The organism is Kitasatospora sp. NBC_01250 (genome assembly GCF_036226465.1).
Lineage (GTDB): Bacteria > Actinomycetota > Actinomycetes > Streptomycetales > Streptomycetaceae > Kitasatospora.
Genome location: NZ_CP108476.1, coordinates 4,733,470 through 4,753,221, shown reverse-complemented (window position 1 = coordinate 4,753,221; position 19,752 = coordinate 4,733,470). Strand labels below are relative to the sequence as shown.

Sequence of the window (19,752 nt, the reverse complement as noted above, 5' to 3'; positions counted from 1 at the left end):
CAGGCAGACGGACGAGGGCGGTCCCGCACTGGCGGGGCCGCCCTCGGCGGTTTCCGGCACGGATGCGCCGGACCGGTCCTCGTACCAACCGCGCGCGTGCGGCAGTATGTCCGCCATGACGTCCAGCACCCGTGACGAGATCCCCGCCGCCGAGTCCGCGGAGGCACAGGCCCAGGGCCCGCTGCCCAACACCGTGGTCGTGCCCGCGGACGAGGACCCGGTCGCGGCGGCCGGCAGCGAACTGCTCGGCGGCCCGCCCGGCCGGCGCGCCCTGCTCGGCGTCTCCTGGTGGGTCCCGGCCCGCTTCCTGGCGCTGGCCACCATCGTCACGTACATCGTCGGGCTCGCGCAGAAGCTGCCCTGCTACACCAGCGGCTGGTTCTTCGGCGCCACCGCGCAGTACACCCACGCGTGCTACAGCGACATCCCGCACCTGTACACCGCACGCGGCTTCGCCGCCGGGCTGCACCCCTACGTGGACATGCTGCCCTCGCCCACGCCGGACATGAAGTACCTGGAGTACCCGGTCCTGACCGGCGGCTTCATGCAGATCGCCGGGTGGCTGACCCCCACCGGCGGCATCATCGAGGACCGCGAGCGCTGGTTCTGGATGGTCAACGCCGCGATGCTGCTGATCTGCGCGGTGGTCACGGTGATCGCGCTCACCCGCACCCACCGCCGCCGCCCCTGGGACGCGCTGCTCTTCGCGCTGGCCCCCTGCCTGGCACTGGACGCCACGATCAACTGGGACCTGCTCGCGGTCGCGCTGACCGCGGTCGCGATGGCCTACTGGTCCTCCAACCGCACGGTCTGGGCCGGTGTGTTCATCGGCCTGGCCACGGCCGCCAAGCTCTACCCGGTGCTGCTGCTCGGTCCGCTGCTGGTGCTCTGCTGGCGCACCGGTCGCTGGCGGGCGTTCTGGCAGGCCACCGGCGGCGCGGTCGGCGCCTGGCTGCTGGTCAACGTCCCGATCATGATCGCCAACTGGGACGGCTGGGCCACCTTCTACACCTTCAGCCAGACCCGCAAGGAGGACTTCGGGTCCTTCTGGATGATCCTCATGCAGGACCGCAACGAGTCGCTGGCCGGCCTCAACAACTGGATCGCCGCGCTGCTGATCGCCTGCTTCCTGGGCATCGCCTGGCTGGGCCTGTCCGCCCCGCGCCGGCCGCGCTACGCCCAGCTGGTCTTCCTGATCGTGGCGGCCTTCGTGGTCACCAACAAGGTGTACTCGCCGCAGTACGTGCTCTGGCTGATCCCGCTGGCCGCGCTGGCCCGGCCGCGCTGGCGGGACTTCCTGATCTGGCAGGCCTGCGAGGTGCTGTACTTCCTCGGCATCTGGTCCTACCTGGCCTTCATCGGTGACTCCAAGCAGCACGGGATCGGCCAGAACTGGTACCACTTCGCCGTCATCCTGCACGTGGCCGGCACGCTCTACCTCTGCGTCAAGGTGATCCGCGACATCCTGCGCCCCGACCGCGACCCGGTGCGCTGGGACGGCAGTGACGACCCGTCGGGCGGGGTGCTCGACTTCGCCCCCGACGTCTTCGTGCTCGGCGCGGCCCGCCGGCTGCGCGAGCAGGAGTCCTACGCGGCCTTCGCCCCATTGCCGGGCGCCGACTGGCTCGGGCACGAGCCGGAGGCCGACGTGCTGGAGGACGGCGTGCCGGGGCAGTCCCCGGGCGCCTAGGGGGGAGTCCGGCCGGGCACCCCCGGGCCTACCGGTCCGCCAGCCGGTCGAAGTGCGTGGTGGTGTGCCGGACGTTGAGCGGCAGTTCGTCGCCGATGGCCGGGGGCTTGGTCTCCCCGGGCAGGAAGACGATGCTCACCTGCATGTGCGGCGGCTCGGCGAACCAGAGCTGGCGGCCGTTCCACTGGTAGGGCGACAGGGTGCGGTTGAGGCTGGCCAGCCCGGCCCTGGCGATCCCCTTGGCGCGGGGCAGCAGGCCCTTCACGTACGTGGGCGCCTGCAGGCCGATCCCGTGCGCGGTGCCGCCGGAGACCACCAGCAGGTGGCCGTCGGAGGGGGCCTTGTGCTGGCGGTAGCCGTAGCGCTCGCCGCGGGAGACCGCCGTCACGTCCAGCACGGTGGCCCGGGCGGTGAGCGCCTCGACCTCGCCGAGCCAGAGCCGGGTGCCGATCCGGGAGTGGAAGGTGGTCGCCGGGTGGCGGACGTTCAGCCAGGCGATGCCGCCCGCGTCCAGGTGGCTGAGGTAGATGTGCTCGACGGGCAGCGCGGCCGTCTCGATCGCCTGGACCCAGGCGGAGATCTCGGCCGCCGGGTCGGAACCGTCGGGGCGGTCCAGCGGCAGGTGCAGCGCGAAGCCCTCGATCACGCTCCCCGCCCCGCCCGTGGCCGCCGCCGCCTCGGCCAGGTGCGCGAGCTCGGCGGGCGCGATGCCGTGCCGGCGCATGCTGGTCATGCACTCCACCACCACCCGCCGGCGGCCCGGCGCCTGGGACAGCGCCCGCAGCGCCTCCACACCCGCCACCGTCCGCAGCACCGTGTCGTCCGGCAGCTCGGCGCCCTCCTCGCCGACCCGGTACGGCGTCAGGACCAGCAGCTCGCCCGGGAAGCCGCCCGGCCGGTCGCCGTTGCCGTCGCCGTCGCGGTCCCGGCCATCGCCGTCCTGGCCGTGGCCGCCGTCGCGGAGCAGTTCGGCGGCCTCGGCCGCGGTGCCGACCGCCAGGCACCCGGTGCCCAGCAGCGCCGCCTCCTGGGCCAGCCGGCGGTTGCCGAACCCGTAGCCGTTGCCCTTGGCCACCGGGACCAGCCCCGGGAACTCGGCCAGTACCGCGCGCTGATGCGCCCGCCAGCGGTCGGTGTCCACGTACAGCGAAAGGGTCATCGAGCTCTCCCCGGGGTGGTGCGGGTGGTGCGCGGTGGTGCGGCAGCGGCGTGGCAGGGGCCCGTCAGCGCCGGGACATGTAGATGTCGAGCGCCCTGTGCAGCAGCTTGTTCAAGGGGAAGTCCCACTCGCCCAGGTACTCGGCCGCCTGTCCGCCGGTACCCAGCTTGAACTGGATCAGCCCGAACAGCGGGTCGTCCTCGTCCAGCGTGTCGCTGATCCCGCGCAGGTCGTACACGCTCGCGCCGAGCGCGTACGCGTCGCGCATCATCCGCCACTGGATCGCGTTGGAGGGCTTGACCTCGCGCTTGTGGTTGGCCGAGGCGCCGTAGGAGTACCAGACGTGCTCGCCGACGGCGAGCATCGTGGTGGCGGCCAGCGGTTCGCCGTCCAGGTAGGCGATGTACAGCCGCATCCGGTTGGGGTCCTCGGCGGTCAACGCCGTCCACATCCGCTGGAAGTAGGCCAGCGGGCGCGGGGTGAAGCGGTCGCGTTCGGCGGTGACCTCGTAGAGCCGGTGGAAGACCGCGAGGTCCTCGTAGCCGCCCTGGACCACCTCGACGCCGCTCTTCTCGGCCTTCTTGATGTTGCGCCGCCACAGTTGGTTGAAGCCGCGCTGGATGTCGTCCAGCGACCGGCCCGCCAGCGGCACCTGGAAGACGTAGCGCGGCTGCACGTCGCCGAAGCCGGCGCCGCCGTCCTCGCCCTGCAGCCAGCCGGACCGGCGCAGCCGCTCGGCCAGCTCGAAGGCCCGGGGCTCGTGCCAGTCGGGCTCGATGTCGCGCAGCCGCTTGGCCTGCCCGCCGGAGATCGCCTCCTTGATGGTCGTCGTCTCCCAGCGCCGGATCACCACCGGCGGCCCCATCTTCACGGAGAAGGCGCCCTGCGCCTTCAGGTGCGCCAGCATCGGCCGCAGCCAGCTCTCCAGGTCCTGGTCGAACCAGTCGATCACCGGGCCCTCGGGCAGGTAGGCCAGGTAGCGCTTGAGCTTGGGCAGCTGCCGGTAGAGCACCAGGCCCACCCCGACCACCGCGCCCGAGGCGTCCGTCCAGCCGATCGACTCGCTGCGCCACTCCGACTTCAGTTCGCCCCAGGACGGCACCTGCATATGGCTGGCCGAGGGACGGCCGCGCAGAAAGGCGAGGTGCTCCTCACGGGTGATCGTCCTCAGACGCAGGCTCATGCTCGGGATGCTCCTTGGAGTGATGACGGACCTCTGCTCTGTGACCCTATCGCCCGAATGGTCCGTTTCTGCTCCGTTTCGGGCGGGTCGCGCGCGGCGTGCTGACGGAACCATAGGGCCAACCGGGCGACCGGGTGCGGAACGTGGCGAACGGCGCCCTCCGGGGGAGAGCGCCGTCCTGAGCGCGGTGCGCGGGCGGGTGGCCGACCGTGCGAGGCCCTTCCGGGGCCGGCCGCTACACGCCGCCGAAGAGGCCGCCGTGGGCGAGGGCGATGCCGAAGCCGAACGCCGAGGCGGCCAGTGCGATCACCAGGACGAAGCGCTCGGAGGTGGTGACGGAGATGAACTGGCCCCACAGGCCGGTGACGATGCCGCCCAGCCCCGTCCAGGAGGTCAGCATGTTGAGGCCGTGCCAGAACGAGGTGATGAAGGCCACCAGGCCGAAGATCACGGTCAGCCCCACCAGGGTGTTCTCCCGGGGGTGCGTGTGGCCGTCGGTGTTGAGGGTGAACGCGGGGAATCGGCGGATGGTCTGTGCCATGGAACCCACCTCCTGCGGAGGGCGAGCGCTGCGTGTGTGTACCCGTTCTGCCCAGATTGCGCCGCTTGAGACCCGACGGCAATCCATGAGTGTTTTGTTCGGCCGGATGGGTGCGGGTAGGCTGAGCGATCTGCACTGGTGTATCTGTGCCCTCCCATGTCCGCCGGCTGGCCGTTTCGGCCCCTGCCGGCCTGGTGGGGGCCCACTGTCCGACCCGGTGGCTAGCGTGGTTCCGAACCACGGTGGTCCGCGGTCGGCAGCGCTCCAGTGCCGACGCCGTACAACCCTCCTGCCACGGAGAGACCGTGGCCGCTGAGTCCAAAGGAGGTGGGTTTACCCATGCGTCACTACGAGGTGATGGTCATCCTCGACCCCTCGGTCGAGGAGCGCGCTGTCTCCCCCCTGATCGAGAACTTCCTCAACGTCGTCCGCACCGGCGGTGGCACCGTTGAGAAGATCGACACCTGGGGTCGTCGCCGCCTGGCGTACGAGATCAAGAAGCAGCCCGAGGGCATCTACTCGGTCATCGACCTCAAGGCCACGCCTGAGGTCGTCAAGGAGCTCGACCGCCAGATGTCCCTGAGCGAGTCGGTTCTGCGGACCAAGGTCCTGCGCCCGGACACCCACTGAGCCACCGCTGGGACTCCTGTTGAGTCCCGGACGGCTCATGTCCGATGTTTCACGTGAAACATCGCTGAACGGAACTCCTCCTCCCGAGAGGTCAGCACACCATGGCAGGCGAGACCGTCATCACCCTCGTCGGCAATCTCGTCGACGACCCCGAGCTGCGTTTCACCCCCTCGGGTGCGGCGGTCGCGAAGTTCCGCATCGCGTCCACCCCCCGCACCTTTGACCGTCAGACGAACGAGTGGAAGGACGGCGAGAGCCTCTTCCTCACGTGCAACGTCTGGCGTCAGCCGGCGGAGAACGTGGCCGAGTCGCTGCAGCGCGGCATGCGCGTGATCGTGCAGGGCCGACTGCGCCAGCGGTCTTACGAGACCAAGGAAGGCGAGAAGCGGACGGTCTTCGAGGTCGAGGTCGACGAGGTCGGCCCGAGCCTGCGCTCGGCGACCGCCAAGGTGACCCGGGCCAACCGGTCCGGTGCGCCGGGCGGTGGCGGCGGCGGCTTTGGTGGCGGCCAGCAGGGTGGCGGCCAGGGCAACTGGGGCGGCGGTGGCGGCCAGCAGAGTGGCGGCGGCTGGGGCGGCAACGCCTCCGGCGGCGGCCAGTCCGGTCCCGCTGACGACCCGTGGGCGTCCAGCCCGCCCGCTGGTGGAAACCAGGGTGGCGGCGGCTGGGGTGCCCCGTCCGGTGGCGGCTACTCGGAAGAGCCCCCGTTCTAAGAGCTGACAGATTTCGTGCGACCCGGGACACCACCCCCATCGGGTGGTTCCGGATCGTGATCCCATTTGGAGCACACCATGGCGAAGCCGCCTGCTCGCAAGCCTAAGAAGAAGGTTTGCGTCTTCTGCAAGGACAAGGTCAACTACGTTGACTACAAGGACACGAACCTGCTGCGGAAGTTCATCTCCGACCGCGGAAAGATCCGTGCCCGCCGGGTCACCGGCAACTGCACCCAGCACCAGCGTGACGTCGCCACGGCCGTGAAGAACAGCCGTGAGATGGCGCTGCTGCCCTACACCAGCACCGCGCGCTAAGAGAGGGTGACCAAGTAATGAAGATCATCCTCACTCACGAGGTGCCGGGTCTCGGCGGCGCCGGCGAGGTCGTCGAGGTCAAGGACGGCTACGCCCGCAACTACCTGGTCCCGCGTGGCTTTGCCATCCGCTGGACCAAGGGTGGCCAGAAGGACGTCGACGCGATCCGTCGTGCCCGCAAGGTGCACGAGATCCAGACCCTCGAGGCTGCCAACGAGTTCAAGGGCAAGCTCGAGGGCCTGCAGGTCAAGCTGGCCGTTCGCTCCGGCGAGGCCGGCCGCCTGTTCGGCTCGGTCACCCAGGCCGACGTCGTCGAGGCCGTCAAGGCCGCCGGCGGCCCGGTGGTGGACAAGCGCGCCGTCTCGATCGCCTCGCCGATCAAGACCGTGGGCACCCACAAGGTGACCGTCAAGCTGCACGCCGACGTCCAGGCCAACCTCGACGTCGCCGTCGTCGCTGCCTGACACAGGTCGCGGTAACGCACGACCGGCGGGCCGGTCCTCCCCACGCGGGAGGGCCGGCCCGCCGGCTTTTGTGCGGTTGGTCGTCGGGCTCGTGCGGCGGCTCGGGGCGGCGGCGGGTCAGGGCGGCGGTGGGTCAGGCCCGGACGGCGCCGGTGACCAGCCAGCGGCCGGTGCGCAGCCGGGCGACCAGGAACGCGCAGCGGACCAGGATGAAGAGGTTCAGCGCCCACCAGAGCCCGGCCAGGCCCCAGCCCAGGTGCAGCGCGGCCAGGGCCGCCGGTGCGAAGGCGGCCAGGGTGCCCAGCATCGCCCAGGCCAGGTAGCCGCCGTCGCCCGCGCCGGTCAGCACCCCGTCCAGCACGAAGACCGGACCCGAGGCCGGCTGGGTCAGTGCGACCAGCAGCAGCACGGCGGCCAGCTGGGACTTCACGCCGGGATCGGCGCTGAAGAGCGGGACGTACAGCGGCCGGGCTGCCACCACCAGCACGCCGAGCAGCACACCGGCGGCCAGCCCCCACTCGACCATCCGCCGGGCCTGGGCCCTGGCTCCCGCGCGGTCGCCGGCCCCCAGGTAGCGGCCGATTGTCGCCTGCCCGGCGATCGCGATCGCGTCCAGCGCGTAGGCGAGGAAGCTCCACAGCGCCATCGCTATCTGGTGGGCCGCCAGCTCCCGGTCGCCCAGTCGCGCCGCCACCGCGGTGGCCAGCAGCAGCACCGCCCGCAGGCTCAGGGTGCGGATCATCAGCGGCCCGCCGGCCCGGGCGCAGGCCCGGATGCCGGCCGCGTCGGGGCGCAGCACAGCGCCCTCGCGGCGGGCGCCGCGGACCACCACGGCCAGGTAGACGGCCGCCATCGCGTTCTGCGCCAGCACCGTGCCCCAGGCCGAGCCGGCCACCCCGAGGCCGGCGCCGTAGACCAGGGTGAGGTTGAGGCAGAGGTTGGCGGCGAAGCCGCCGACGGCCACCAGCAGCGGTGTCCGGGTGTCCTGCAGCCCGCGCAGCACCCCGGTGGCGGCCAGCACCATCAGCATCGCCGGGATGCCCAGCGTGCTGATCCGCAGATAGGTGACCGCGTACGGCGCGGCGGTGGCGGAGGCGCCGAGCAGCCGGGCCAGCTGCGGGGCCAGGGCGAGTGCGAGCAGTGCGACGGGCACCGCGAGCAGCAGGGCCAGCCAGATGCCGTCGATGCCCTGCTGGACGGCCGCCCTGCGGTCCCCGGCGCCGATCCGGCGGGCGACGGCGGCGGTGGTGGCGTAGGCGAGGAAGACGAAGACCCCGGTGAGCGTGGTGAGCGCGGCGCCGGCCACGCCGAGGCCGGCCAGCTGGGCGGTGCCGAGGTGGCCGACGATCGCCGAGTCGCCGAGCAGGAAGAGCGGCTCGGCGACCAGCGCGCCGAAGGCGGGCACCGCCAGCGCCAGGATCTCGCGGTCGTGGCGGCGGCGGTCGGCCCGCGCGGCCTTGGGGGCCTCGGGGGCGGGCGCGGTCGTGGGGCCACCGGTCATGCGGACACGGTAGCCAACCGTTAGTAAGTAGCACAAGCAGCTACGGCCATTACGAGAGGCCGTCCGGGCTGTGTGAAGTATTTCTCATGCACAGCCGGTGGAAAGACTCCTCGCAGGTCAGCGAGTTGACACCAGGCCGATCGTGTGGTTATCCACAGGACCTTCCACATGCTTGTGCACAGGTTTCGGGCAGTTGTCCACAGTGATGGGCCATCCATCCACACCCCCTGTGGATAACCGTGTTGGTCCGAGGCCCGATCGCCCCTTAGCGTGGTCGCTCATCCGACGCGCCGTGCCCCGACCCGGGCAGCCGTTCCGTCGGCCGCGTGGCGTATGAAGGAGGTGGCCCGGACCGTGTCCGCGTCCGCCCGACCAGGCCACCGCACCTTCGCACCACACTCGCACCGCTTGCTGAACGGGGAACACGCGTGACCGGCCCCCAGTACGACGACCACGACGTACCGCCGCCCCCGGAGGACGACTGGCAGCCGTCCGACGACGCCTTCGGACCCTCGTTCGCACCCGGTGGCTCCGGCGACGGGTTCCCCGACAGCCCCGGCGACCGCCTGCCGGTCTCCCGCGGCCGCGGCAAGGAGGCGGCGGGCGGCGGTAAGGGCGAGTTCCGCAAGGACTTCCGCAAGCGCGACAAGGACGGCGACCGCGAGGCCGGCCGGGACGGCGCCGTGGAGGGCTTCGAGCGGGTCCCGCCGCAGGACATCCCGGCCGAGCAGTCGGTCCTCGGCGGCATGCTGCTCTCCAAGGACGCCATCGCGGACGTGGTCGAGGTCCTGAAGCCGATCGACTACTACCGCCCGGCCCACGAGCTGATCCACAGCGCGATCCTCGACCTCTACGCCCGCGGCGAGCCGGCCGACCCGATCACGGTGGCCAGCGAGCTGACCAAGCGCGGCGAGCTCACCCGGGTCGGCGGCCCCGGCTACCTGCACACCCTGGTCAACTCCGTCCCCACCGCCGCCAACGCCGAGTACTACGCGGAGATCGTCCACGAGCGCGCCGTGCTGCGCCGCCTGGTGGAGGCCGGCACCCGGATCGCCGGCATGGGCTACGCCGCCGAGGGCGACGTGGACGAGATCGTCAACGCCGCCCAGGCCGAGATCTACGCCGTCACCGAGCAGCGCACCAGCGAGGACTACGCCCCGCTCGCCGACATCATGGAGGGCGCGCTCGACGAGATCGAGGCGATCGGCTCCCGGCAGGGCCAGATGTCCGGCGTCCCGACCGGCTTCGCCGACCTCGACGCGCTCACCAACGGCCTGCACCCCGGTCAGATGATCGTCATCGCGGCCCGTCCCGCGATGGGCAAGTCGACCCTGGCGCTGGACTTCTCGCGGGCCTGTTCGATCACCAACGGGCTGCCGAGCGTGATCTTCTCGCTCGAAATGGGGCGCAACGAGATCGCCATGCGTCTGCTGTCGGCCGAGGCGCGGGTGGCGCTGCACCACATGCGCTCGGGCAACATGACCGACGACGACTGGACCCGGGTGGCCCGGCGGATGCCCGACGTCACCGCCGCGCCGCTCTACATCGACGACTCGCCGAACCTGTCGATGATGGAGATCCGCGCCAAGTGCCGGCGGCTGAAGCAGCGGCAGGACCTCAAGCTGGTGGTCATCGACTACCTCCAGCTGATGCAGTCCGGCGGCTCGCGGCGGGCCGAGAGCCGCCAGCAGGAGGTCTCCGACATGTCGCGAAACCTGAAGCTGCTGGCGAAGGAGCTGGAGGTCCCGGTGATCGCGCTGTCCCAGCTGAACCGTGGTCCCGAGCAGCGCACCGACAAGAAGCCGATGGTCTCCGACCTGCGTGAGTCGGGCTCGATCGAGCAGGACGCCGACATGGTCATCCTGCTCCACCGCGAGGACGCCTACGAGAAGGAGTCCCCCCGCGCGGGCGAGGCCGACCTGATCGTGGCCAAGCACCGAAACGGCCCGACGGCGACCATCACGGTGGCGTTCCAGGGCCACTACTCGCGCTTCGTGGACATGACGCGCGACTAGGAGTCTCTTGAAGATCTTGCTCTGACCGCCCGATTTGCGACAGATTGCCAGTAAATGTCAATCAGGTCGAACTGGTGCAAGCCGGGCGCGTTTTCAAGATCTTCATCAGACTCCTAGGCCCTGCCCTGCCCGGCTGTGGGACTTCTCGAAAAAAGTTCACCCGGGCTGTCGATCCGGCGCGCTCCCGTTCGACGCACGGGTGAAGGCTGGGGGAGGGACCCCCAACCCGTGGCGACCGAGAAGGAGCCGGCGAGATGCGCTACATGATGCTGGTACGGGCCGACGAGAACACCGAGGCGGGCGTGCTGCCGCCGCCGGAGGTGTTCGCGGAGATGAGCCGGTACAACGAGGAGCTGGTGAAGGCCGGCGTGCTGCTGGCCGCCGACGGGCTGCACCCGAGCGAGAAGGGCTTCCGGGTGACCTGGCCCGGCGGGAAGCCGACGGTGACCGACGGCCCGTTCGCGGAGGCCAAGGAGCTGATCGCGGGCTACTGGGTGATCCAGGTCAAGTCGCGCGAGGAGGCCGTGCAGTGGGCCAGCCGGGTGCCGTTCGGCGAGGGCGGGGTGCTGGAGCTGCGGCAGATCTTCGAGCCCACCGACTTCCCCGCCGAGGTGCTGCCGCCGGACGCGGTGGAGCGGGAGAAGGCGCTGCGCGAGGAGGTGGAGCGGCAGGCGGCCGAGCGGTAGCGGACCGGGCGGGGGCATCGCGGGCCGGGGCGTCGCGGGCCGGGTTTGCGGCGCCCCGGCCGCCGCTGCTCTGATGGGGAGCCGTGACGAGTACCCAGGTACGGCACCCCGAGGACGACCCGGCGCACCGCACGGTGGCCGCCGTGTGGCGGATGGAGTCGCCGCGGCTGATCGCGGGGCTCACCCGGATCGTCCGTGACCTGGACCTGGCCGAGGAGCTGGCCCAGGACGCGCTGGTGGCCGCGCTGGAGCAGTGGCCCGCCGAGGGCGTGCCGCGCAACCCCGGTGCCTGGCTGATGACCACCGCGCGGCGGCGGGCGATCGACCTGGTGCGCCGCGAGCAGCGGCTGGCCGGCAAACTCGACCGGTTCGGCCCCGAGCTGGCCGGCCGGCCGGCCCCGGGGCCCGAGCAGCTCGCCGAGCAGGCCGAGGAGATCGAGGACGACCTGCTGCGGCTGGTCTTCACCGCCTGCCACCCGGTGCTCGCCACCGAGGCGCGGGTGGCGCTGACCCTGCGGCTGCTGGGCGGCCTGACCACGGACGAGATCGCGCGGGCGTTCCTGGTCCCGGAGGCCACCCTCGCGCAGCGGATCGTGCGGGCCAAGCGGACACTGGCCCGGGCCGAGGTGCCGTTCGAGGTGCCGAGCGGTGCGGAGCTGGCCGGGCGGCTGGACTCGGTCCTGGAGGTCATCTACCTGATCTTCAACGAGGGGTATGCGGCGACGGCCGGGGACGACTGGATGCGGCCCGGTCTCTGCGAGGACGCGCTGCGGCTGGGCCGGGTGCTGGCCGCGCTGATGCCCGCCGAGCCCGAGGTGCACGGACTGGTCGCGCTGATGGAGATCCAGGCCTCCCGCTCGGCGGCGCGCAGCGGACCGGACGGTGCGCCGGTGCTGCTGCTCGACCAGGACCGGGGCCGCTGGGACCAGCTGCTGATCCACCGCGGTCTGACGGCGCTGGGGCGGGCCGAGGAGCTGGCCGCGGGCCGGCCGGGGCCGTACGCGCTGCAGGCCGCGATCGCCGCCTGCCACGCGCGGGCGGCCACCGCCGAGCAGACCGACTGGGTCCGGATCGCGGCGCTGTACGAGGCGCTGGCCCACCGGGCGCCGTCCCCGGTGGTGGAGCTGAACCGCGCGGTGGCGCTTGGCATGGCGTTCGGTCCGGCCACCGGCCTGGCGCTGCTCGACCAGCTGACCGATGAGCCGACGCTGCGCGGCTACCACCTGCTGCCCGCCGTCCGCGGCGACCTGCTGGCCAAGCTCGGCCGCCCGGCCGAGGCCCGCGCCGAGTTCGAGCGGGCGGCGGCGCTCACCCGCAACGAGCGCGAACGGGCGGTGCTGCTGGGCCGGGCGGCGGCCTGCGCGCAGGCCGCCGGCTGAAGCGGCAGGCGGCGCTCACCGGGTGCCGTGGACCAGGACCAGGCGCGGCCCGCTGCCGGACACCCGGCGGGGGATCCGGGCGTCGGCGACGGTGATCTCGAAGGCGGTCTGCCGGGTGCTCGGCGGGGTGCTCATGGGGGTGCCCTACCTTTCTTGGTGTTCGCGCTGGTGGGAAGAAGCCTGTCAGCGGCCGGGGCCGCTGAGGAGCGGAGTGCTGTGGCTAGGATCGGCAGTTCTTGGCTGCGGTCCGCAGCCCGGACGCAACGCCGGTGACGGGGGATCAGATGGGTGCGGGAATGGACCGTGAGCAACTTGAGCCCGTCGATGAACTCCCCGTCGAGCTGGTCATCTTCGACTGTGACGGCGTCCTGGTGGACAGCGAGCCGATCGCCGTCCGGGCGCAGGTCGCCGTCGGCGCCGAGCTGGGCTGGGCGCTGACCGAGGCGGAGGTGATCGACCGGTTCGTCGGCCGTTCCACCGCCTCGATCGGCGAACAGGTGGCCGAGCGCCTGGGCGAGCCGGTGGCCGCCGAGTGGCAGCGCCGCTTCGAGGAGCGGCACCGGATCGCGGTGGACGAGGGGCTGACCGCGGTCGACGGCATCGAGCAGGCGCTGGCCGCGCTGCGCCTGCCGACCTGTGTCGCCTCCAGCGGCGGCCACCAGAAGATGCGTCACACGCTGGGGCACACCGGCCTGTACGACTACTTCGACGGTCGGATCTTCAGCGCCACCGAGGTCGCCCAGGGCAAGCCGGCCCCGGACCTGTTCCTGCACGCGGCTGCCCGGATGGGCGTGCGCCCCCAGGCCTGCGTGGTGGTCGAGGACAGCACGGCCGGGGTGCGGGCGGCCCGCGCGGCCGGGATGCGGGTGCTCGGCTACGCCGGCGGGCTGACCCCGGCCGAGCGGCTGGCGGCGGAGGGCGCCCGGGACTTCCACGACATGCGCGAGCTGCCGGGGCTGCTGGCCGCCTGGGAGCCGGCCGGTGGGGCGGGTGCCGCGGGCACCGCCGGCTACACCGAGGCGGCTGCGGCGCTGGCCGACCAGTACGAGGAGGTCGGCTTCGAGCAGGTGCACCGCGGGATGCTGCACCTGCTGCCGGCCACGCCGTCCCGGGTGCTGGACGTGGGCGCCGGGACCGGCCGGGACGCCGCCGCGCTGGCCCGCCTGGGGCACACGGTCACCGCCGTGGAGCCGACCGCCGCGCTGCGCGCGCACGCCGGGCGGCAGCACGCCGGCAGCACGGTGCGCTGGGTGGACGACGCGCTGCCGGAGCTGCCCCGGCTCGGGGCGGCGGGCGAGCGCTACGACCTGATCATGCTCACCGCGGTCTGGATGCACCTCGCCCCGCGCGAGCGGGCCGCGGCGATGCGCACCGTGGCCGGGCTGCTCGCGCCCGGCGGCACGCTGCTGATGACGGTGCGGCAGGGGCCGGTGCCGGCCGGGCGGCGGATGTTCGCGGTGCCGACGGCGGAGGTCCTGGCCCAGGCGGCCGAACTCGGACTGCGCCCGGTGCACCAGGACGAGCGCGCGGACCTGCACGGGCGGGGCGGCGTGCGCTGGACCGAGCTGGGCTTCGTCCGGCAGCCGTGAAGGCCGTCCGCGGACGGCTCGTACTGTGGCAGGTCCGCGCCGTACTGCGTCGGGTTCAGCAGGGCGGCGGGGTCTCGGGCAGGTGGGTGGCGGCCCAGTTGCGCAGCTCGTCGAGGGCCGGGCGCAGCGCCCGGCCCGCCTCGGTGAGCTCGTAGCGCACCCGCAGCGGCGGGCCCTCGTCCACCTGCCGGAGCACCAGCTTGGCCTCGGCCAGCTCGGTCAGCCGGTCGGAGAGCATCCGTTCGCTGATCCCCGGGATCGCCCGGCGCAGCTCGGAGAAGTACGCGGGCTGGTAGCTGAGGACCGCGACCACCAGCCCTGACCAGCGCTTTCCCAGCAGCGTGAAGACCCGGGTGAGCGCCTCGTCGGCGCCGCTGCACGGGCCGGCCGCCGATACCGCCGCCGCGGCGCACAGCTCCACCGCGGACGGCACCTCGGTGTTCTGCTCCACCTGCGTCATGTCCGCCTCCGGCCGCGTCCTGGCTCACCCATGCCTCCAGACTACGACCATCCGATAGTGACTGCAGAAAAGTAAGCTGCTACGTTATTACCAGCTGCCGATGAAACGGCAGTGACTATCGCAAGGTATGGAGGGACTGCCATGTCCACGCTGCTGCACATCGACTCGTCGGCCATGACCCAGGGCTCGGTCTCGCGTGAGGTCGCGGCGACCTTCCGCCAGGAGTGGCAGGCGGCTCACCCGGACGGCACGGTGGTCCACCGCGACCTCGCCGTCAGCCAGGTGCCGCACCTGAGCGCCGCCGCCATCACCGCCCAGTACAGCGCTCCCGAGGGGTACACCGAGGAGCAGCGGGCCGCCGTGGCGCTGCGCGAGGAGCTGATCACCGAGCTGGAGCAGGCCGACGCCGTGCTGATCAGCGCGCCGATGTACAACTTCGGCATCCCGTCCTCGCTCAAGGCCTGGCTGGACCAGGTGGTGCAGTTCGGCCGCACCGGTGGCGAGGGCGGCACGGTCGCCGGCAAGCCGATCACCGTGGTCGTCTCGCGCGGCGGAGCGTACGGGCCCGGCACCCCGCGCGAGCCCTTCGAGTTCGCCACCAGCTACCTGGAGAAGGCGCTGACCGGGCTGCTCGGCGCGGAGGTCGACCTGGTGGTCGCCGAGCTGACGCTGGCCCGGGTCAACCCGGCGATGGCCGAGTTCATCGAGCTGGCGGACGCCTCCAAGACGCAGGCCCTCGAGCAGGCGGCGGCCAAGGGCCGGGCGCTGGCCGAGCGGCTGGCGCAGCCGGTCGCCGTCTGACGGCCCGTCGACCGCCGCCGCCCGGCGGGCGGCTGACGGCCCGTCGCGCGGGGGGCGACGGACCGTGCCGGCGCCGGGCGCGTGCTCACCCGCCCGGGCGCGCCTGCCGGGCGGTGCGGGGGGTCCGCTTCCATGCTGGTGCCGACAGCGCCCCCGCCCGGTGGGGCGCGGGGGCCGTCGGACCAGGGAGAGCCAGTGACGTCGTCGCCACCGCCGCAGGAGCACGCCGAGGGGAGCGGCAACGGCGTCGCCCCGGTGGGCGCCGAGGCGGCCGGGCGCCCCGGGCCACCGCTGGCGATCGAGGTCTTCACCGGCCCCGAGTCGGCCTTCTTCGCCACCTCCAGCCTGGTCATCGGGGCCCGGGACGCGATCCTGGTCGACGCCCAGCTGACCCGCAGCGCCGGTCGCGAACTGGCCGAGTGGATCGCCGGCAAGGGCCGCAACCTGCTGGCCGTGGTGATCACCCACCCGCACCCCGACCACTACTTCGGGGTCGAGGAGGTGCTGCGGCTCTTCCCGCAGGCGCACGTGCTGGCGGCCCCGCAGGTGGTGGCCGCCATCGCCGCCACGGCCGCCGCCAAGGTCCGGCAGTGGCGCCCGGTGTACGGGGACGACATCCCCGAGAACCCGGTGCTGCCCCGCCCGCTGCGTCCGCAGCCGCTGATGATCGACCGCCAGCTGATCCGGGTGCTCTACCTGGGCCAGGGCGACTGCGACACCTCGACCGTGGTGCACGTGCCCGGTTCGCGCACGGTGATCGCCGGCGACCTGGTCTTCAACGGCACCCACGTCTGGACCGCCGACACCAGCACCGAGCAGCGCACCGCCTGGATCCGCAACCTGGGCCGGCTCGCCGAGCTGGACGTGACCCGGGTGATCGCCGGCCACCGGGCGCCGGACCAGGACGACGACGCGGGCCGGGTGCTCGCCTTCACCGGGGAGTACCTGCAGGACTACGACCGGCTGCTGGCCGCGCACCCGGGGGACCCCGAGGGCCTGATCGCGGCGGTCGGCGAGCGGTACGGCGAGCTGACCCTGCCGCCGGTGCTGGCGGCGGCGGCGTCGGCGCACACCGCGCGGGTGGCGGCGGGCGAGGGCGATGCGGCGGGGGCGGCCAGCGGGGAGGACTCGGCCGGGGCCGTCGGGGAGGACGAGGCGGCGGCCGAGGGCTGAGCCGCCGCAAGGCCCGATACTGGCCCCATGACCAGTGGCCCCACGCCCACGCCCTTCGACGCGATCGTGCTGGCCGGCGGTGCCGCCCGCCGGCTCGGCGGCGTCGACAAGCCGCGGCTGACGGTCGGCGGGCGCAGCCTGCTGGACCGGGTGCTGGGTGCCTGCGCGGCGGCGGACACCACGGTGGTGGTCGGGCCCCGGGGCACGCACCCGGAGACGACCGGCGCACCGCGCTGGACCAGGGAGGACCCGCCCGGCGGCGGCCCGGTGGCCGCCGTCGCGGCCGCTCTGGCCGAGCCCGCGCTGGGTGCGCCGGTGGTGCTGCTGCTCGCCGCCGACCTGCCCTTCCTGGACGCGCGCACGGTGCGGGTGCTGGCCGCCGCGGTCGCCGCGGACGGCGCCGCGCACCCGCAGGCCGCGGTGCTGGTGGACGCCGAGGGCCGGGACCAGCCGCTGGCCGCCGCCTACCGGGCCGCGCCGCTGCGCGCGGCGCTGGCGGCGCTGGGCGACCCGGCAGGGCGGCCGCTGCGCCGGCTGGTCGGCGGCCTGCGCACGGTGCGGCTGGCCGATCCTGACGGGGTGTCGCAGGACTGCGACACCTGGGAGGACCTCGCGCGCGCCCGCCGCCGGGCCGAGGAGCGCGGGGCACAGCGGACGCCGGGGCGGGCGGTGGAGGGGTGAGTCCATCGCGCTCCGCACACCCCGGTGAGCGAAACATCTCCCCCGCGCAACACCACGGCGGGGCCTGGCGCCGCCGTGTGCGGCAGCATGGTTCACCATGGAACGCACGCTGAACGACTGGATGACCGAGGCGGCGGCCGAGCTGGGCATCGACCCGGAGGCCGACCTGCGGGAGCTGCTCGACCTCGCGAGGGTGGTCGCGCACGGGGTGGAGCGCCCGGCCGCACCGCTGACCACCTTCCTGGTCGGCTACGCCGCGGCCGCCCGCGGCGGTGGCCCCGGCGCGGTCACCGAGGCCGTGCGGCAGGTCACCGCGCTGGCCGAGCGGTGGGTGGCACGGTCGGCGGCCGACGCGACGGCGGCCGACCAGCCGTGAACGCCTCCGCCCCGCCGATCGGCGCCGCCGGGACGGCCACCCCCACCCCGGTCGCCCCGTGGCCGCAGGCCCGCGCGATCGCCCGGCGGGCCGCCGCCCGGCTGCCGCGGCCGGTCCTGGAGCTGGACCTCGCCGCGGCGCTCGGCCACACCCTGGCCGGGCCGCTCGCCGCGCTCACCGACCTGCCCGCCTTCGACACCTCGGCGATGGACGGCTGGGCGGTGGCCGGCCCCGGCCCGTGGCGGCTGGCCGGGCGCGTGCTGGCGGGCCGGACCCCGCCGCCGCTGGCCGACGGCTGGGCCACCGAGATCGCCACCGGCGCGCAACTGCCGCCCGGCGCCACCGCGGTGCTGCGCCGGGAGCACGGCCGGGTGGCGCACCCGACCCGGGGCGCCGGGACGCTGCACCCCACCGGCCCCGGCCCGCTGGCCCCCGGGCAGGACGTGCGGCCCCGGGCCCAGGAGTGCCGGCGCGGTGAGGACCTGCTGCCCGCCGGGACACCGGTCACCGCGGCCGTCCTCGGCCTGGCCGCCGCCTGCGGCTACGACCGGCTGACGGTGGGCCGCCCGCCGACCGTGGAGCTGCTGGTGCTCGGCGACGAGGTGGTGGCGGCCGGTCTGCCGGGCCCCGGCCTGGTCCGGGACGCGCTCGGACCGATGCTGCAGCCGTGGCTGCGGGCCTCGGGCGCCGAGCTGATCGGCCAGTGCGCGGTGCGCGACGACTTCGCGCTGCTGCGGGACGCGGTGCGCCGCTCGCCGGCCGAGCTGATCATCACCACCGGCGGCACGGCCGCGGGCCCGGCCGACTTCCTGCACACGGCGCTGGCCGAGGCCGGCGCCCGGCTGCTGGTGGACGGCGTCGCGGTCCGGCCCGGGCACCCGATGCTGCTCGCGGAGCTGCCGCCGGCCGGCCCGGACGGGCGGGTCCGCCACCTGGTCGGGCTGCCCGGCAACCCGCTGGCCGCCGTGGCGGGCACCGTCACGCTGGCGCTGCCGCTGCTGCACGCCGGCAGCGGGCGCGAGGTGCAGCCGGGCCGCTGGGTCAAGGCGGTGCGGGGGCTGGCGGGGCACCCCGGCGACACCCGGCTGCTGCCGGTGCGCCTGACCGAGGACGGTCCGGTGCCGCTGGCCTTCGACGGCCCGGCGATGCTGCGCGGGCTGGCGCTCGCCGAGGCGCTGGCGGTCGTCCCGCCGGGCGGGGTGGCGGCGGGGGAGCGGGTGGAGCTGCTGGGCGTACCGGGCTGACCGGCACGACACACGCCCGCGGCCTCCCGGGCGCCCGCCGCCGGGCCCCGCATGCTGGTCGGATGACCAACGGTGACCAGCGCCCGCGCGGGCCTCGTCGCGCTGCCGGGCGTGCCCAGGACACCGACGGCGAGACGGGCAGCCGGATCGAGCTGCCGGCCCGGGGCAGCGCGCCGCCGCTGCGGCAGGTCGCGCTGCGGGTCGCGATCGCGCTCGCGGTGCTGTTCGCCACCGCGTTGATCGTCCGGCTGGACCGGGACGGCTACCACGACAACGCCCACGCCAGGCTGAGCTTCCTGGACGCCGCCTACTACGCGACCGTCACCCTCTCCACCACCGGCTACGGCGACATCACCCCGGTCAGCGACGGCGCGCGGCTGGCCAACATCCTGGTGATCACCCCGCTGCGGGTGGTCTTCCTGATCATCTTGGTCGGCACCACCCTGGAGGTGCTGGCCGAACGGACCCGCCGGCAGTGGCGGATCGGACGCTGGAGGTCCCAGGTGCACGACCACGCCGTGATCGTCGGTTACGGGACCAAGGGGCGCAGCGCGGTCCAGACCCTGCTCGGCCAGGGGATGGCCAAGGAGGCGGTCGTGGTGGTGGACCCGCAGCGCCGGGTCATCGAACAGGCCACCCTGGACGGCCTGGTGGGCGTGGTGGGCGACGCCACCAGGACGGAGACGCTGCTGCGCGCCGAGGTGCCGAGGGCCGCCCAGGTGGTGGTGGCCACCGAGCGCGACGACACGGCGGTGCTGGTCACCCTGACGGCCCGCCAGTTGAACAAGTCGGCCACCGTGGTCGCCGCCGTCCGGGAGGACGAGAACGCCCCGCTGCTGCGGCAGAGCGGGGCCGACGTCGTGGTGACCAGCTCCAGTTCGGCCGGGCGGCTGCTGGGCATGTCGATGCTCAGCCCGAACGCGGGCGCGGTGATGGAGGACCTGCTGACCTACGGCCGGGGCCTGGACGTGGTCGAGCGCCCGGTCACCCGGGCCGAGGCCGGGCAGAGCCCGCGGGCCTGCCCGGACCTGGTGGTCGCGGTGGTGCGCGGCCGGCGGGTGCTCGACTTCGCCGACCCGGAGGCCGCCACGCTCCAGCTCACCGACCGGGTGATCACCATCGCGCGCTCGGCCTCGGCGTCCTGAGGGACGG

19 protein-coding genes and 2 pseudogenes are annotated in these 19,752 nt (G+C 73.6%); 16 read left to right on the top strand and 5 right to left on the bottom strand.

What is annotated here, in order from left to right:
• The first annotated feature begins 115 nt into the window (after nt 1-115).
• Complete coding sequence (locus OG500_RS19785; RefSeq protein ID WP_327067980.1) at nt 116-1,690, top strand: glycosyltransferase family 87 protein; 1,575 nt, start codon at nt 116-118, stop codon at nt 1,688-1,690.
• A 28-nt stretch (nt 1,691-1,718) separates the two neighbouring features.
• On the opposite strand, the gene OG500_RS19780 is transcribed toward OG500_RS19785, so the two are convergent.
• The 3 genes from OG500_RS19780 to OG500_RS19770 all read right to left on the bottom strand — a co-directional run bounded on the left by OG500_RS19780 (nt 1,719) and on the right by OG500_RS19770 (nt 4,573).
• The gene (locus tag OG500_RS19780) at nt 1,719-2,849 is read right to left on the bottom strand and encodes an alanine racemase (RefSeq protein ID WP_329582088.1); all 1,131 of its coding nucleotides are present in this window, start codon (nt 2,847-2,849) and stop codon (nt 1,719-1,721) included.
• 64 nt (nt 2,850-2,913) lie between these two features.
• Nucleotides 2,914-4,032, bottom strand: a complete 1,119-nt coding sequence (locus OG500_RS19775; RefSeq protein WP_327067978.1) for a lipid II:glycine glycyltransferase FemX — start codon at nt 4,030-4,032, stop codon at nt 2,914-2,916.
• 235 nt (nt 4,033-4,267) lie between these two features.
• Nucleotides 4,268-4,573, bottom strand: a complete 306-nt coding sequence (locus OG500_RS19770; protein ID WP_327067977.1) for a hypothetical protein — start codon at nt 4,571-4,573, stop codon at nt 4,268-4,270.
• A gap of 339 nt (nt 4,574-4,912) precedes the next feature.
• Here OG500_RS19770 and rpsF point away from each other — a divergent pair, with 339 nt between their 5' ends.
• The 4 genes from rpsF to rplI all read left to right on the top strand — a co-directional run bounded on the left by rpsF (nt 4,913) and on the right by rplI (nt 6,695).
• Complete coding sequence (gene rpsF / locus OG500_RS19765) at nt 4,913-5,203, top strand: 30S ribosomal protein S6 (protein WP_327067976.1); 291 nt, start codon at nt 4,913-4,915, stop codon at nt 5,201-5,203.
• Nucleotides 5,204-5,304: 101 nt separating this feature from the next.
• On the top strand, nt 5,305-5,916 hold the full coding sequence (locus OG500_RS19760; protein ID WP_327067975.1) for a single-stranded DNA-binding protein: 612 nt from the start codon (nt 5,305-5,307) through the stop codon (nt 5,914-5,916).
• Nucleotides 5,917-5,994: 78 nt separating this feature from the next.
• Entirely contained in the window at nt 5,995-6,231 is a 237-nt protein-coding gene (gene rpsR, locus OG500_RS19755) for a 30S ribosomal protein S18 (protein WP_030304537.1), read from the top strand.
• 17 nt (nt 6,232-6,248) lie between these two features.
• Entirely contained in the window at nt 6,249-6,695 is a 447-nt protein-coding gene (gene rplI, locus OG500_RS19750; RefSeq protein WP_327067974.1) for a 50S ribosomal protein L9, read from the top strand.
• Nucleotides 6,696-6,828: 133 nt separating this feature from the next.
• On the opposite strand, the gene OG500_RS19745 is transcribed toward rplI, so the two are convergent.
• Nucleotides 6,829-8,196: an MATE family efflux transporter gene (locus OG500_RS19745; RefSeq protein ID WP_329582087.1), complete on the bottom strand. Its 1,368-nt coding sequence runs from the start codon at nt 8,194-8,196 to the stop codon at nt 6,829-6,831.
• A gap of 566 nt (nt 8,197-8,762) precedes the next feature.
• Here OG500_RS19745 and dnaB point away from each other — a divergent pair.
• From dnaB to OG500_RS19720, 5 genes and pseudogenes are all read left to right on the top strand, one after another.
• On the top strand, nt 8,763-10,211 hold the full coding sequence (gene dnaB, locus OG500_RS19740; RefSeq protein WP_329587645.1) for a replicative DNA helicase: 1,449 nt from the start codon (nt 8,763-8,765) through the stop codon (nt 10,209-10,211).
• Nucleotides 10,212-10,465: 254 nt separating this feature from the next.
• A complete protein-coding gene (locus OG500_RS19735; protein ID WP_327067972.1) occupies nt 10,466-10,897 on the top strand; it encodes a YciI family protein in 432 nt (143 codons plus the stop codon).
• Nucleotides 10,898-11,049: 152 nt separating this feature from the next.
• A complete protein-coding gene (locus tag OG500_RS19730; RefSeq protein ID WP_327071609.1) occupies nt 11,050-12,276 on the top strand; it encodes an RNA polymerase sigma factor in 1,227 nt (408 codons plus the stop codon).
• A gap of 296 nt (nt 12,277-12,572) precedes the next feature.
• Nucleotides 12,573-13,241, top strand: a pseudogene (locus OG500_RS19725) (HAD family hydrolase); the annotation flags it as partial.
• The gene (locus OG500_RS19720) at nt 13,215-13,865 is read left to right on the top strand and encodes a class I SAM-dependent methyltransferase (RefSeq protein WP_329587641.1); all 651 of its coding nucleotides are present in this window, start codon (nt 13,215-13,217) and stop codon (nt 13,863-13,865) included. The pseudogene OG500_RS19725 and the gene OG500_RS19720, both read left to right, overlap by 27 nt.
• Before the next feature lie 55 nt (nt 13,866-13,920).
• On the opposite strand, the gene OG500_RS19715 is transcribed toward OG500_RS19720, so the two are convergent.
• Complete coding sequence (locus OG500_RS19715; protein WP_327067971.1) at nt 13,921-14,325, bottom strand: winged helix-turn-helix transcriptional regulator; 405 nt, start codon at nt 14,323-14,325, stop codon at nt 13,921-13,923.
• 141 nt (nt 14,326-14,466) lie between these two features.
• On the opposite strand from OG500_RS19715, the gene OG500_RS19710 reads away from it, so the two are divergent.
• The 6 genes and pseudogenes from OG500_RS19710 to OG500_RS19685 all read left to right on the top strand — a co-directional run bounded on the left by OG500_RS19710 (nt 14,467) and on the right by OG500_RS19685 (nt 19,745).
• Nucleotides 14,467-15,126 (top strand): FMN-dependent NADH-azoreductase, encoded by a 660-nt coding sequence (locus OG500_RS19710; RefSeq protein ID WP_329582084.1) that lies wholly within the window; start codon nt 14,467-14,469, stop codon nt 15,124-15,126.
• A gap of 195 nt (nt 15,127-15,321) precedes the next feature.
• Entirely contained in the window at nt 15,322-16,299 is a 978-nt protein-coding gene (locus OG500_RS19705; RefSeq protein ID WP_329582081.1) for an MBL fold metallo-hydrolase, read from the top strand.
• Nucleotides 16,300-16,326: 27 nt separating this feature from the next.
• A pseudogene (mobA, locus tag OG500_RS19700) lies at nt 16,327-16,944 on the top strand (molybdenum cofactor guanylyltransferase); the annotation flags it as partial.
• Nucleotides 16,945-17,077: 133 nt separating this feature from the next.
• A complete protein-coding gene (locus tag OG500_RS19695; RefSeq protein ID WP_442789186.1) occupies nt 17,078-17,356 on the top strand; it encodes a DUF6457 domain-containing protein in 279 nt (92 codons plus the stop codon).
• Nucleotides 17,353-18,600 (top strand): molybdopterin molybdotransferase MoeA, encoded by a 1,248-nt coding sequence (locus tag OG500_RS19690; RefSeq protein ID WP_442907044.1) that lies wholly within the window; start codon nt 17,353-17,355, stop codon nt 18,598-18,600. Before OG500_RS19695 ends, OG500_RS19690 begins: the two co-directional genes overlap by 4 nt.
• Before the next feature lie 62 nt (nt 18,601-18,662).
• Nucleotides 18,663-19,745, top strand: coding sequence for a potassium channel family protein (locus OG500_RS19685; protein WP_327067968.1), 1,083 nt, complete (start codon nt 18,663-18,665; stop codon nt 19,743-19,745).
• Nucleotides 19,746-19,752: the final 7 nt, after the last annotated feature.